The 14015-nt window shown below is 57.9% G+C and carries 10 protein-coding genes; 6 read left to right on the top strand and 4 right to left on the bottom strand.

What is annotated here, in order from left to right; genetic code table 11:
* Positions 1-218 precede the first annotated feature (218 nt).
* The 5 genes from plsB to olsF all read left to right on the top strand — a co-directional run bounded on the left by plsB (position 219) and on the right by olsF (position 7961).
* Positions 219-2699, top strand: a complete 2481-nt coding sequence (plsB, locus tag NCG89_RS03535) for a glycerol-3-phosphate 1-O-acyltransferase PlsB (protein ID WP_251088395.1) — start codon at positions 219-221, stop codon at positions 2697-2699.
* 157 nt (positions 2700-2856) lie between these two features.
* Positions 2857-4794: an ATP-binding protein gene (locus tag NCG89_RS03530; protein ID WP_251088394.1), complete on the top strand. Its 1938-nt coding sequence runs from the start codon at positions 2857-2859 to the stop codon at positions 4792-4794.
* Positions 4781-5200 (top strand): response regulator, encoded by a 420-nt coding sequence (locus NCG89_RS03525; RefSeq protein WP_251088393.1) that lies wholly within the window; start codon positions 4781-4783, stop codon positions 5198-5200. Before NCG89_RS03530 ends, NCG89_RS03525 begins: the two co-directional genes overlap by 14 nt.
* 191 nt (positions 5201-5391) lie before the next feature.
* The gene (locus NCG89_RS03520; protein ID WP_251088392.1) at positions 5392-6210 is read left to right on the top strand and encodes a UDP-2,3-diacylglucosamine diphosphatase; all 819 of its coding nucleotides are present in this window, start codon (positions 5392-5394) and stop codon (positions 6208-6210) included.
* A gap of 26 nt (positions 6211-6236) precedes the next feature.
* A complete protein-coding gene (gene olsF, locus NCG89_RS03515) occupies positions 6237-7961 on the top strand; it encodes a bifunctional ornithine lipid synthase OlsF (protein ID WP_251088391.1) in 1725 nt (574 codons plus the stop codon).
* Between the two features lie 38 nt (positions 7962-7999).
* Here the strand turns inward: olsF and NCG89_RS03510 are convergent, their stop codons facing one another.
* Both NCG89_RS03510 and NCG89_RS03505 read right to left on the bottom strand, forming a co-directional pair.
* Positions 8000-8950, bottom strand: a complete 951-nt coding sequence (locus NCG89_RS03510; RefSeq protein ID WP_251088390.1) for an alpha/beta hydrolase — start codon at positions 8948-8950, stop codon at positions 8000-8002.
* Between the two features lie 50 nt (positions 8951-9000).
* Positions 9001-9915, bottom strand: a complete 915-nt coding sequence (locus NCG89_RS03505) for an alpha/beta hydrolase (RefSeq protein WP_251088389.1) — start codon at positions 9913-9915, stop codon at positions 9001-9003.
* Positions 9916-10032: 117 nt separating this feature from the next.
* Here NCG89_RS03505 and NCG89_RS03500 point away from each other — a divergent pair, with 117 nt between their 5' ends.
* Positions 10033-10947, top strand: a complete 915-nt coding sequence (locus tag NCG89_RS03500; RefSeq protein WP_251088388.1) for a LysR family transcriptional regulator — start codon at positions 10033-10035, stop codon at positions 10945-10947.
* Positions 10948-11086: 139 nt separating this feature from the next.
* On the opposite strand, the gene NCG89_RS03495 is transcribed toward NCG89_RS03500, so the two are convergent.
* Together NCG89_RS03495 and uxaC are read right to left on the bottom strand one after the other, a co-directional pair.
* Positions 11087-12541: a mannitol dehydrogenase family protein gene (locus NCG89_RS03495; RefSeq protein WP_251088387.1), complete on the bottom strand. Its 1455-nt coding sequence runs from the start codon at positions 12539-12541 to the stop codon at positions 11087-11089.
* A 6-nt stretch (positions 12542-12547) separates the two neighbouring features.
* Positions 12548-13963, bottom strand: coding sequence for a glucuronate isomerase (uxaC, locus tag NCG89_RS03490; protein ID WP_251088386.1), 1416 nt, complete (start codon positions 13961-13963; stop codon positions 12548-12550).
* Positions 13964-14015 lie beyond the last annotated feature (52 nt).

Genomic DNA, 14015 nt, shown 5'->3' with positions numbered 1-14015 from the left:
ACGCAAACCCGGCCCGGGCTGTATCGCGATGGGCTCCAGGCAGCGGAGACAGGGTTGCCTGCAGAGGATCATAAACGTGCCGGACGCGACCTGCCCGCCGATAACGGGTAAAATTCGCGGCGAGAAGGTGGCTACTCCCATTCGCTCGGGGCATATTGATAATTCGCCGGCCACCACGCGCTTACCAATCCGCCCGTCACCAATGGATGTGCACAATAATGACCTGGTTTACCCGCCTGTATTTTCTGTTTTGCCGCATGATTGCGTCACCAGTGGTGGGCTTGGTCAGACCGAGCCTGGTGCAGCTTGATGATCAACTGAGTGAAACCCTGGCGGGTAAGCCGGTGTGCTATGTGCTGCGCCAGCATAGCTGGACGGATCGGTTTCTGCTCGAAAAGGTGTTGCGCAAGCAGGACCTGCCCATGTTGCGGGCCCGGCCGGGAAAACTGCCCGATGCCGAGCGGGCAGCCTGCCTGTATTTTCCCTTGCTCAATGGCGACCTGGGTAGCGAGCGCCGCCAGCAGTTGATTGATAATTTTCTCAATCGCGGCATCGCAGAAGACGACGACTACCCCCTGCAGATGGTGCCGGTGTCGATTTTCTGGGGGCGGGACCCCGGCAGTGAGACGTCCTTTTGGCGGTTGCTACTGGGCGATGGCAATCGGGGTGGGGTGCTGCGCAAGCTGCTGGTGATTATTGCCCAACGCAAGAGTGTGATTCTGCATTTCGCCGAGCCGGTGGCCTTTGACAAACTGTTCGCTCGCAGCGAATCCCCGGAGCGGGCCGTGGCGCTGTTGGCCCGAACGTTGTCCTTTTATTTCAGCCGCAAAAAAACCGCCACCCTTGGGCCGAGCCTGCTATCCCGTCAGCAGATTATCAATGTGGTGCTGCGTCGGCCCGCCGTGCGCGACGCCATTGCCGGCGAGATCGCCAGCGGCAGCGATGCCGCCAAGGCGGAGAAATCCGCGCGCAAAATGGCTGAAGAGGTGGCGGCCAATTTCGACTCTCGCTTATTGCGGGTGCTGGAACTCATACTGGCCTGGGTGTTTCGCAAACTGTTCAGTGGCATCCGGGTTCACCATGTCGACCGCCTGCGCCGGGTCGCCAATGATCGTCAGATTGTGTACATGCCCTCTCACCGCAGTCATCTGGACTACCTGTTGATTTCCTACTCCCTCTATATGGAGGGTCTGGTGCCTCCCCATATCGCGGCGGGGGTGAATTTGAATTTTTGGCCGGTAGGCGGGCTGCTGCGCCGGGGCGGCGCCTTTTATATCCGCCGCAGCTTTGGCGGCCAACGGCTGTACTCCGCCGTTTTCAAGGCCTACCTGGATGTCTTACTGGGGCGGGGCTACCCGGTAGAGTTCTTTCCCGAGGGTGGCCGTTCACGCACCGGGCGCCTGCTCCCACCAAAAAAAGGCATGCTGCGCATGGTGCTGGAGAGCTATCTGCAGCAGCCGGCGCGCAAGGTGGCGATTGTGCCGGTCTATGTGGCCTACGATAAATTGGTGGAGGGCACCTCTTACGCCAAGGAGTTGCGCGGTGCGGCCAAAAAGAATGAATCGGCTGGCGGCCTGCTCAAGGCCCGCAAAATCTTTAAATCGTCCTACGGTAGCCCGCACGTTTCATTTGGTGAGCCGATCAGCCTGGATGAATCCCTCACTCAGGTAGCGCCCCAGTGGCGGCGCCGGGCCCAGGGCGGCGACAGCGCCTTTCTCAGCGAGGTGGTCGACGGCATCGCCCAGCAAAACATGGAGCGCATTAATGCGGCCGCGGTGGTCAATGCCATTGGCCTGGTGGCGATGATCCTGCTGGCCAGCCCCCAGCGGGCCATGGCCAAGGACGAGTTACTGAGCCAGATTGATCATTTTATTGTGCTCCTGCGGCGCCTGCCCTACAGCCATGATGTGATTTTGCCCGAGGGCAGCGCCGAGGAAATTTTTGACCAGGCCGCCCGCACGGCTGGCTTGTCGGAGATCGCTCACCCCTGGGGGCCGATCATTACCGCCACCGGTAATGAGGCGGTGATGCTGACCTACTACCGCAACAGTGTGATGCATGTGCTGGCCCTGCCCAGCCTGATCGCCCGTTTTTTCCGCCACAGCTATCAGATTGACCGCCGCGAGCTAATTGATTCCTGCGCCATGCTCTATCCCTTTTTGAAGCAGGAGCTGTTTATCAACATTCCTGAAGATCAGGTGGCAGGGGCAATAGCCGATCACATCGACAACCTGGTGGAGATCGGTCTGCTGTTCGATACCCCCGACGGCGCGCTGACCCGAGCCCGAGTCGGTAGTGAGGCCTATGCGGTGCTGACCGGACTGGGCCGCATTTTGCGGGAAACCTTTGAGCGCTACACCGTCAGCAGTCTGTTTTTGGTGGAAGATATTCGCAGTCAGGGTGCAGCCCGGGCGGAAATTGAACGGCACATCATCGAAATGGCCCAGCGCCTGGCGATTGTCAGCGGCCGCGAGGCACCCGAGTATTTTGATAAAAATCTGTTTCGGGGCTACCTGGACACCCTGATTCGCCAACGACTGCTGCGCGTTATGGAGTCTGAGGCTGGACAGTACCTGGAACTTGATCCACGCTTGGGTGACCTGGCTCAGCGCTGGGTGGCGCTTTTGGGCCCCGATGTGCAACAGAGTATGCTGCAGTTGATCCGCAAGCCAGAAATAAAGGCAAAAAGCGGCGAATAGCCCGCAGCATAACCTCCTGCATTCGTGCTATTACCTATGGGCCCTGGCGCCAAGCCTCTCTACACTTTGATGCAGAATCTAAGGTTGTTGACTGCGCATGCCCTCCAAGCCAAAGACATCTTTTCATTGGCGTGCCGGGATCACGATCCGGCTCGTCGTGCCCGTCATCGGCTTATTGGTGTTCAGTAATGCGTTGCTGCTCTACCTGACGCTGGCCAACAACCGCCAACAGCTGCTGCAGAACACGGCGACGGAGCTCGCTGCCAGTTCAGCGCTGCAGATGCAGTACTTTCAGAACTCAATGGAGGAGTTGCAGGGAGATGTCCGGTTTTTAGCGCGCACACCGCCCATTGACGGCATGATGCGAGCGGTAAAAAACCAGGGTTTTGACCGTGACGATGCGTCGAGCCTTGATGCCTGGCTGGGGCGGCTGACCCATATTTTTGTCGAGATGCTGAAAACCAACCCCCTCAGTTCCCAGTTGCGCTTGCTCGATGCCAATGGTGCTGAACTGATCCGGGTGGATCGGTATGGCCCCGGTGGGAGTGTGCGCGTGGTGCCCAAGGCCGAGTTGCAGAACAAGTCCGCGCGCTCCTATTTTTTGGTGGCCAAGACCATGGCCGAAGGGGAGGTCTATCTTTCTGATATCGACTTGAACCGGGAACATGGTGAAATAGTTAAGCCCTTTGACGCAACGATTCGGGCCTTGACTCCGATCCGGACTGACGAGGGTGAGCTGTTCGGTGTGTTGATCAAAAATCACAACCTGAATGCGACCTTTGCTGCCATGAAAAGGTTGGATCTGGACGCGCGCTACCTGATCATCGCCAACCACTGGGGCGAATACCTCGTCCATCCCAGCCCGGAGCATGAATTCCGCTTCGAGTTTGGTGAGCGCGACAATATCGTCGACCAGATTCCGCCAATGGCGCCGATGTTTGAGAATCGGGCTATGGAGGAGATCCAAAACGTGCTTGGCTGGGAGGGGACGGATTACCACTTTCATGCCCGGCGGGTGGTGTATGGCCCCGACCCGGAACGAAACCAATTAACGGTGTATGTCTCCGAAGCGGATAGCACCATACTGCTGCCTTACAAGGAATTGCGGAACCGCTTGCTGTTGTACCTGGCGGCCATCTTGCTGGTGGCGGGGGTGATCAGCGCGGCGCTGGCCCGTCATCTGGCCAGACCCATTGCCAAAATCACCGATGAGCTGCGTTCCAGACATCTGGACCTGCCAGAGGAAAATCTGCCCCTGAATGCACCCGGCGAAGTGGGTGAGCTGGCAAGGGGTTTTGCGGGGTTTTCAGCGGCCCTGCGCGAGCGGCGAGCGAGTGAATTGCGTGAAATTGAAGAGCGTAAGCAGGCGGAACGGCAGTTGATTGCCCAGAACGAAAAATTGACCCAGGCCAATGATGAATTGACCCAGTTCGCCTATATCGCCTCCCACGATTTGCAGGAGCCCCTGCGCACGGTGCGCAGTTTTGTCGATCTTTTTCGCCAGTACTACAGCGACGCGTTGGACTCCCAAGGTAAGACCTTTCTTGGTTTTATCGACGAGTCGTCAGCGCGAATGTCAGACTTGGTCAAGGGGCTGCTGGATTACAGTCGCCTCGGCAAGGAAGTGGTTCCCGAAGAGGTGAATTTACAGGAAGAGTTTGAACTGGTGTGCCAGGATCTTCATCACAAAATCAGGGCATCTGGTGCAACGGTCTATAGTGAAGGTCTCCCCACGATTTATGGATTGAAGATGGAACTGCGCATGCTGCTGCAAAATTTGATCAGCAATGCGATCAAGTTCCAGCGACCCGATGTTGCTCCGGTAGTCGATGTGAGCGTGCACCCCGGCGAGGAGGGTTATCTTATTTCCATCGCTGACAATGGGATCGGGATTGAACAGCAGTACTTGCAGCGGGTGTTTCTGATTTTTCAGCGTCTGCATACCCGGGATCAAATTGAAGGGGCAGGAATTGGCTTGGCCCACTGTAAGAAAATTGTTGAAATGCATGGCGGCAGAATATGGATTGAATCCACCTTAAATGAGGGGACCACCGTATTCTTCACGCTAAAGGAGTTTGTCCGTGAAAAAGCTTGATTTGGTACTTTTGGTCGACGATTGCAAAGCGACCAATTTCGTTCATCGCCTGCTGATAGATAACTACGGCTTTGCCAAGCAGGTCGACGAAGTGGGTAATGGCGTTGAAGCTCTGGACTACCTCACCGAAAGGGTGGAAGGGGGGTATCGCCAGCCTGACCTCATTTTTCTCGATATTAATATGCCAAAAATGAACGGCTGGGAGTTTCTCGACGCCTACCAGTTGTTGCCGGAGGAGCAGAAGGCCGGCGCAGTGGTGGTCATGCTCACCACCTCCTTGAATCCAAGTGACAAGGAAAAGGCCGATAGTTGGGATACGATCAAGGGCTTTTCCAGCAAGCCTCTCGACGAGCAGAAACTCACCGACGTCCTGAACCTCTATTTTCCGGAGTGCGTAGCCAAATAACTGCGCGCAATGACATAATTCAAATTATCGTCTTCTCTTAAGGGCGATTCCGCCCCTTTTCGTTTTCGCTGAGCGCCAACGCCCGTCGATGACAGCGATCTTACGCTGTCATAAAACTGTCCCGGAAAAGCCCCACTGCTGTCATCTTTGCGCAGTAGTCTTGCGTCAAATGCATAGAGAGGATGCATGACGTGACCGCAAGGCTTAAGTACAAGACCCTTTGGCTTTCCGATATCCACCTTGGGTTCAAGGATTGCCGCGCCGATTACCTGCTTGATTTCCTGGCCAATGTTGAATGCGAAACCATCTATCTGGTGGGCGACGTGGTCGATCTGTGGTCTCTCAAGCGCACCCTGTTCTGGCCGCCAAGTCACTACGAAGTGCTGCGCACCCTGTTCCGCATGGCCAACGCGGGTACGCGGGTGGTTTACATTCCCGGCAATCACGACGAACCCTTCCGCGATTACGTTGGCCAGATTTTTGGCCCCATCGAAATCAAACGGGAAGCGGTTTACACCACGGTTTCGGGTAAGCGTCTGCTGATGTTTCACGGCGACTGCCTCGACGAGCATATCCGCCTGAGCAAATGGGAAGATCTGATCGGCGATTACGCCTACGACCTGCTGTTGTTCCTCAACCGCTGGGCCAATTTCCTGCGCCGCCGGTTTGGTAAGCACTACTGGTCGCTGGCGACCTACATCAAGCAACGAATTCCCAACGCCCGCCAGGTTATTGAAGTGTTCGAAAAGGCTGCCGTTGAAGAAGCTGCCCGCCGCGGCCTCGACGGGGTGATTTGCGGGCACATTCACCAGCCGGCACTCAAGCATATTGACGGGCTGCTGTACTGCAACGATGGCGACTGGATCGAGAACTGCACTGCCATGGCCGAGGGTCACGATGGCAATTTGGAGCTGGTGCAGTGGACGGAAAAGCGGGTTCAGCTCGCCAGCCTCGATTCCCAGGGTAAACCCGCCCGGGCTGATGTGCTGCCCATGCGCCGGGCCAGTTAACGTTTCTTTTTACAGGTAATGCCACAGTGATTTCAGTTGATTCGGTGATTAATGAGCGGCTTCCCCGCATTGCCCAGGGCAGTCCAAGAATAAGAAAAACCGTGAGCGCACTGCTCAAGTATTTGTTCCACGAGGCCGAGTTCAAGCAGTTTGAGCGCGACTACCCCTATCTGCAGGGCCTGGATTTTGTCGACAAGGCGCTGGAGTATTTTGATTTCAGCTACGCCGTTAGCGCGCTGGATAAAGAACGTATTCCGGTCAGTGGCCGCCTGGTGATCATCTCAAATCACCCCATCGGCAGTCTCGACGGCCTGGCGCTGTTGAAGCTGGTATCCGAGGTACGGGGCGACGTGAAAGTGGTTGCCAACGAGCTGTTGTATGCCCTAAAACCTCTGCGCAGCCTGTTATTGCCGGTTGATAATATGAGCGGCAAGCGCAATCGTCGGGAGAACATCAACGCGATTCACCAGCACCTCGAAGGCGAAGGTGCGGTGATTATCTTCCCCGCGGGTGAGGTGTCTCGCTTTGGTCCGCAAGGGGTGCGCGACGGCCGCTGGCGCAATGGCTTTATCAAATTTTCCGAGAAAACCGCGGCGCCGGTATTGCCGGTACACATCAATGCCCGCAACTCGGTGTTCTTTTACGCGCTGTCCCTTTTGGCCAAGCCCCTGTCGACCCTGTGGTTGATTCGGGAAATGTTCAAACAGAACAATCGCACCGTGCGGGTCAGCATCGGGCCTGCCATTGAAGCGGAGGTTCATCGCAACCTGCCGCTCACCGCGCCGGCGAAAGTGCGCCTGTTCAAAAAGCATATTTACAAATTGGGCAGCCGCAAGCGCCGGGGCGAACCCTGCTTTATGCCAGTGGCGCAACCCGTTGCTCACCCTGAAGACCGGCAGGAATTGCGGCGGGCGATTCGCGCCTGCGATCACCTGGGATCGACCCGCGACGGCATGGAAATCTACTGTTACCAGTACAGCGGTGACTGCACCATCATGCGCGAGATTGGTCGTCTGAGAGAGATCAGCTTCCGCGCCGTGGGCGAGGGCACAGGCCACCGCCGGGATGTGGATGCCTTCGACGCCTATTACGACCATATTGTGCTCTGGGATGAAAACCAGCTGGAACTGGTGGGTGCCTATCGTCTGAAGCGGGTTGCCACACTGGAGGCCAATGAGAGCCTCTACAGCAGCACCTTGTTTGACTACAAGGTACTGGAAGCCGAAGAGGTTTTTGAGCAGGGCGCCGAGCTGGGCCGCAGTTTTGTGCAGCCGCGCTACTGGGGTCGCAATGCCCTGGATTACCTCTGGCAAGGTCTAGGCCGCTACCTGCACCGGTACCCGGAAGTGCGCTACCTGTTTGGCCCGGTAAGTGTCAGCGACAAGATGCCCAGAGCGGCAAAGGATTTGTTGGTGGCCTTTTATCGCAGCCATTTTTCGTCAACCAGCAACTGGGCCAGCGCCAAAATGCCCTATCGCATTGAGGGCGCAGCACATCACTTTGCCGGTGAAGATTACACCGCCGAATTTGCCGAGTTGAAAGAAAAGATGGCCGCCTTGGGTTGCGCTGTTCCGACCCTGTACAAGCAGTACACCGAGCTGTGTGATGACGGTGGTGTTAGCTTTGCCGACTTCAATATCGACCCAGATTTTGCCGACTGTATCGACGGTCTGGTGTTGGTGGATATTGAAAAAATGAAACCGGCCCGACGCAAGCGCTACCTGGGATCCGTCGCGGTGGATGCTGCCTGAGATACGCCGCTGGGCAATCTGCCCAGTGGCGTGCTGTTTCATCTGAGTCGCTCCTCTGCTTGCAGGTGCTGTTTAAAGAAAGGCAGGACCTGCGCCATCGCCAGAGCGACCGGCTCTTCCAGATCATACAGGTCGTAGTGTGACCACCCCTCGGCAACAAAAATCTGCTTGGCTTTTGACGCCGCACGCCCATAAATTTCCCTGCCGTCACGGTAGGCGCCAAAGCCGCCGGGTTTGTCGCCAATCACCACCAGCAGTGGCTGAGTAAGCAACGTTTCTGCATGGGCGAAGGCATCCCAGCTCATGGCGGCGCTGTTGAAAGAGAACAAGCCGCTGGTCGCGCCGTTCGCCTGTTGGCCGCGCTCGGATTTGTAGTAGTCCGTCGCTTCCAGCACATCGATATCGCTCACGCCGGCCTGTTTGCCCGCCTCAACAGAATCGGGCAGATAATTAATCACATGGCGTTGCGCCCCTTTGGCTTCGGCAGTGCGCTGCTCAGCCATGGCATTCAGCGCGCCAACAGGATCGAATTCACTGAAGCCCTCGCGCATCAGGCGGCCGAAATTCACCCCAGTGATGGACGTCAGTGCCTTGATTCGATGATCGGTGGTAGCGGCACTCACGGTGTAAGCGCCGCCACCGCAGACACCGATTGCGCCGATGCGGTTTTCATTAACAAAAGGCAGGCTGACCAGGTAGTCGATGGCATACCGAATGTCTGAAACGCGAATGGCCGGGTCTTCCATATAGCGCGGCTCACCGCCGCTGGCGCCCTGAAAACTCGCGTCGAAGGCCAGAACGATATAGCCCGCATCGGCAAGCTGTCGTCCATAAACGGCGCCAGAGGTCTGCTCCTTGCAGCTGCCAATAGGGTGGGTACTGACGATGGCCGCATAGGTTTTGCCCTCGTCAAAATCGGCGGGCAGATACAGGTCGGCCGCGCTGTCCCAGCCAAGATTGCGGTAGCTTACGTGTTTTATGGTGCTCATGATCTTGATCTCCTGTCCGGCGCGTTGACGCCGGGCTGCTGGGAAAATAATTACAAACGGCTCTGGAAGAACTCGGCCAGTACAGTCACGGCCTCGTTCACAAAGGGCTCCTTGTCGTACAGCGACATGTGGTTCGCCCCTTCGATCACATGCATTTTCTTGTCGCTGCTGGCCGCACGCGCAAGCAGGTCGTCACTCATCCACTTACTGCCCGCTTCCGTTCCCGCCACAATCTGCAGGGGCTGGGTCAGAAAGGCCTCGGCCTTGTGATAGGCGTCGTAAGTAATAATCTGCGGCAGGCTGCGAGCCGTCATAAAGCCCGGCGCATTGGGGTGCTGGGCACGGGGTGTGTGGTAGTACTCCCAGGCCTCACGCAGCTCTTCATTAGGCGCATCTTCTTCACGCATCGGCGCCAACGGCAGAATCGCTAACTCATCACTCTTGGCATCGCTGCTGCGCGCGCCGGAACCATGCTCGACATAAGGCAGGGCATCGGCATCCTCAACTGTGTTTTCCCAGCCGTTGCGGAACATCTGGCCGATATTCACGGCGCTGACGGTGCCCACCGCATTAATACGACGATCATTGATGGCAGCGTTGGCGGTGTAACCCGCGCCGGCGCAGATACCCATGGCGCCAATTCGCGCGTCATCGACATAAGGCAGTGTCGTTAGATAGTCGACCACCGCATTCACGTCTTCGGTGCGAATGTGCGGGTTTTCCAGTTGCCGCGGCAGCCCGGTGCTTTCACCCTGAAAGGAGGCGTCGAAGGCGATGGCCAGCAGGCCGTGCTCCGCCAGCTTTTTAGCGTAGAGCCCCGCCGCCTGCTCCTTAACACCGCCCCCCGGGTGAGAGACAACGACGGCGGAATACTGCTTGCTAGCATCGAAATCGGCCGGTTGATGAATAACGGCAGAAATGGTCGTGCCATAGCCGTTGAGTGTATTAATGCTGACTTTTTCCATGATCTTGTCCCCTGCTGGGAGCGACACAGCGTCACTCGATGTTGTTCATAGTAGGGAGTAGTTTGTTGTATATATATGTGCCAAAATCTAAATGACTGTTAAGTAATAATTTACAATATGCCGATTAATCCCTCACAACTTCCCGCCCTGGCCTGGTTTGTTCACATCGCCAGGCATCTCAGTTTTACCAAAGCCGCCACCGAAATGGAGATATCCCGGGCCGCCCTCTCTCAGCACCTGAGGTCATTGGAGGAGGAGCTTGATGTGCGGCTGCTGCACCGCACGACTCGGACCATGTCGCTGACCGAGGAGGGCCAACGTCTGTTTGATGGGCTCGCTCCTGCTCTGAAAGCGATCGATGCGGCCGTTGGCGAAATTGGTGAATCTCGCTCCGCGCCCAGCGGGCTGATTCGAGTCAATACCTCCCGAATCGCCGCCCGGACGCTGTTGGAACCGCACCTGGCCGAGTTTTTTGCGCGCTATCCTGAGCTGCGAATAGAAATGATCCTCAACGATGGTTTTTCCAACATCGTGGCAGACAGTACGGATGTGGGTATTCGACTGGGGGAAAGCCTGGATGAACATATGGTCGCGGTGCCGATCACACCACCGATAGAAATGGCCATTGTCGGCTCACCGGAGTATTTCGAGCGCAATGGTATTCCGGAATCACCCGCTGAGCTGACGCAACACAACTGCTTGGCGTACCGCTTCGCCGGTAGCGGCACATTGGATCGTTGGACTTTCAGTGACGAGGAAGGCCATACCCAAACCTTCGAGCCACGGGGCAGCGCCGTATTTAACGACGACGATAGTATGCTGCGAGCCGCCCTGAACGGGGTCGGCATTATCAAATACCTCGATCTTTGTATTTACCAGCAGATTAAATCGGGCGAGCTGGTTCGCGTACTAAAACCCTGGTGCCGGCCGTTTCCTGGGTTTTACCTCTACGCGCCCACAAGGGCCCAGATGCCTTCTAGGGTCAGGGTGTTGATCGACTTTCTGGTGGAAAAGAGAGCGCTGTTCCGTTGATGGTATTTAGGGCCGGTTATCGCAATTCGTTTAATCGCGAGATGGCGGCTTTTGTTTTCCTCGCGACGCTGCTCACCTTTGCCTCCCCTTTCTGCTCAGGTTTGGTTGCCCAGGCCAGGATTGGCTATCCAAGTCTAGTTTAGTTATCCAGGGCGGCGATAATGCCGCGCTCGCCAAAATCCGTTAACCAGTGCTGGATGCCGCGAGCGACCCGGGGATCGGCGGCGATCGACTCGGGCAATATGCCGCCATGCTCAAGGAATATTGCCGTCATTTTTACGGGCTCGCCGCCGCTTTCGCGAAGCCGGGCCGCCAGCGCGTCGGCGGCGGGATCATCAATAGTGTAGGGCCGGGCCCGCTCGTCCAGACCGAGCAAATATCGGCACCAGGCGGCGAGCACCGCGCAGGTCATGGTGACGGCGCCGTCGTTATTCAGCTGCCACTGCAGTATCGGCACAATGCGATTGGGCAATTTCTGGGAGCCATCCATGGCAATCTGCTGGCAGCGATGCCCAAGGGCGGAATTATCGAAGCGGGTAAGTAATTGCTGCCGATAGGCCGCGACATCAAAGTCGGGCGGCAGGTCCAGGGTGGGCTCCGCTTCTGCCATCAAGCGGCTAATAGCCCGGCGCATAACCGGCTGGGCGATCACCTCATCAACCGTCTGCGCGCCGGTCAGCATGCCGAAATAGGCGATGGCTGAATGGCTGGCATTGAGCAGGCGCAATTTCATGGTTTCGAATGGCGCGACATCGGCGACAAAGGCGGCGCCGACTTTGTTCCAGGGCGGTACCGGCCCGGCAAAATGGTCTTCGATCACCCATTGCACAAAGGCTTCGGTGAACACGGCGGCCTGATCGCGATAGCCAACGGCCGCCGCCAGGCCATCGAGATCCGCCTCGGTACTGGCCGGCACAATACGGTCAACCATGGTGGCGGGAAAACGGCAGTGGCGGTCAATCCAGCTGGCCAGTGTCGGGTCGATGAGCTGACTGAAAGTCAATACGGCGCGCCGCAGCTTGTCGCCATTGTTAGCGATGTTGTCGCAAGAGATGATGGTGAGCCCCGGCAGGTCCTGAGCCCGCCGCGCCGCCAACCCGGCACACAAAAAGCCCAGTGCGGTTTGCGGGGCGGCGGGGTTGTTTAAATCGTGTTGCACCGCCGGGAGCGCCGAGTCCAGCTCGCCGCTGCTGGCCGACAGGCAATAGCCTTTTTCGGTGATGGTCAGGGTGACCACATGGGTGGCGCGCTGGGCGAGGGCGGCAATGACCTTGTCCGGCTGGGCGGGCGCGGCGAGGACCTCGGCCAGGGCACCGATCAGCTGCCGTTGCCGCTGCTGACCGTGGCGCACTTCCAGAGTGTAGAGGCAATCCTGGGGCATCAGCTGCTGATAGACCGATTCGCTGCGCAGGCTCACCCCAATAATGCGCCAGTTGCCGCCAAAGCGGTTCAGCACCGCTTCGGTGTACCAGGCCTGATGGCCTCGGTGAAATGCCCCCAGTCCCAGATGAACAATGCCCGCGCCGTGATGCTGACGCGCATAGCGGGGTTGGCTGACGGCGGCGGGAATGGCGGTGCTGTTATTTAAGCGCATAGCGATCTACAGCCGGTAAGCTTTCTTGGCCAGCGTGTAGCTAAGCTCAATGGCCAGCTCTGCCGCCTCGATCTCGCTCAGGCGATGATCGGCCACCAACTCTGCCAGAAAGCCGCAGTCCATGCGCCGGGCAACATCATGACGGGCGGGAATCGACATAAACGCCCGGGTGTCATCATTAAAGCCGACGGTGTTGTAGAACCCGGCGGTCTCGGTGGTCTGCTGGCGGAAGCGGCGCATACCCTCGGGGCTGTCGTTAAACCACCAGGCAGGCCCCAGCTTCAGGCAGGGGTAGTGCCCGGCCAGGGGCGCCAACTCTCTCGCGTAGCTGGTTTCGTCGAGGGTGAACACAATCAGGCTGAAGTCGGGGTGATTGCCAAAACGGTTCAGCAGGGGCTGCAAGGCGCGCACGTACTCGGTGGCCAAGGGAATATCGGCACCCTTGTCGCGACCATATTGCGCCAGCAGGCTGGGGTTGTGGTTGCGAAATACGCCGGGGTGGAGCTGCATGACCAGGCCATCGTCGATGCTCATGGCGGCCATTTCGGTGAGCAGTTGGGCGCGGAACAATTCTGCATCGGCGCTGTAGTTCTGCCCCCTGAGAATCTTGCTGAATAGTTTCTCGCATTCAAAGGGCGACAGGTCGGCGGTGGCGGCGCTGGGGTGGCCGTGATCGCTGGCGGTCGCGCCGTGTTCCTTGAAAAAGGCCCGGCGCTGGCGCAGTGCCGCCAGATAGCCCGTCCAGCTGAAAGTGTCCTCGCCGGTCATGTCGGCCAGGGCCTGCACATTGTTAAGAAAGCCAGTGTAATCCGGATCGACGACCGGGTCGGGCCTAAAGGTGGTGATCACCCGGCCCGGCCAGCCGCTGTCGATAATGTCGCGGTGAAACTGCAAATCGTCCAGGGGCGATTCGGTGGTGGCCAGCACTTCAATGTTAAAGCGCTCAAACAGGGCCCTTGGACGAAAGGCGGGTGTGGCCAGCTGGGCATTGATCTGGTCGAAGTAATGATCGGCGGTGCCGGGCTCCAGGGCGACATCCAGGCCAAACACCTCGGCAAAAACATGGTCGAGCCACTGCCGGGAGGGAGTGCCCCGGAACAGTCGATAGTGCTGGGCAAACAGCCGCCAGCTTTGCCGGGGGTCGACATCGGCCTGACTGCCATCGGCCCGGGGGATGCCCAGGGCATCCAGCGACACGCCCTGGCTGTAGAGCATGCGGAACACATAGTGATCGGGCTGAATAAACAGTTCGCTGGCGTTGTTGAAGGCCTGGTTCTGGGCAAACCAGGCCGGGTCAGTATGGCCGTGGGGGCTGATGATGGGCAGGTCTTTCACCTGCTGGTACAAGGCGCGGGCGATATCCCGGGTGGCTTTTTCTGGCGGAAACAGGCGATCAGGATGCGGGGCCAGTGGTGTGGTCATGTCGAGGTCCTAGGGCCCATAAAAACCGACAAATAGGCAGATGATTGGGCCT

This window comes from Spongiibacter taiwanensis, from assembly GCF_023702635.1.
Taxonomy (GTDB): domain Bacteria; phylum Pseudomonadota; class Gammaproteobacteria; order Pseudomonadales; family Spongiibacteraceae; genus Spongiibacter; species Spongiibacter taiwanensis.
Note: the sequence above shows the minus strand (reverse complement) of the source record. Positions and strands in the feature narration are given on the sequence as shown.

Coding starts and splice junctions, on each gene's coding strand:
- uxaC (WP_251088386.1), bottom strand. CDS start 13,963: ATGACCACACCACTGGCCCCGCATCCTGATCGCCTGTTTCCGCCAGAA.
- NCG89_RS03510 (WP_251088390.1), bottom strand. CDS start 8,950: ATGAGCACCATAAAACACGTAAGCTACCGCAATCTTGGCTGGGACAGC.
- NCG89_RS03495 (WP_251088387.1), bottom strand. CDS start 12,541: ATGCGCTTAAATAACAGCACCGCCATTCCCGCCGCCGTCAGCCAACCC.
- NCG89_RS03500 (WP_251088388.1), top strand. CDS start 10,033: ATGCCGATTAATCCCTCACAACTTCCCGCCCTGGCCTGGTTTGTTCAC.
- plsB (WP_251088395.1), top strand. CDS start 219: ATGACCTGGTTTACCCGCCTGTATTTTCTGTTTTGCCGCATGATTGCG.
- NCG89_RS03505 (WP_251088389.1), bottom strand. CDS start 9,915: ATGGAAAAAGTCAGCATTAATACACTCAACGGCTATGGCACGACCATT.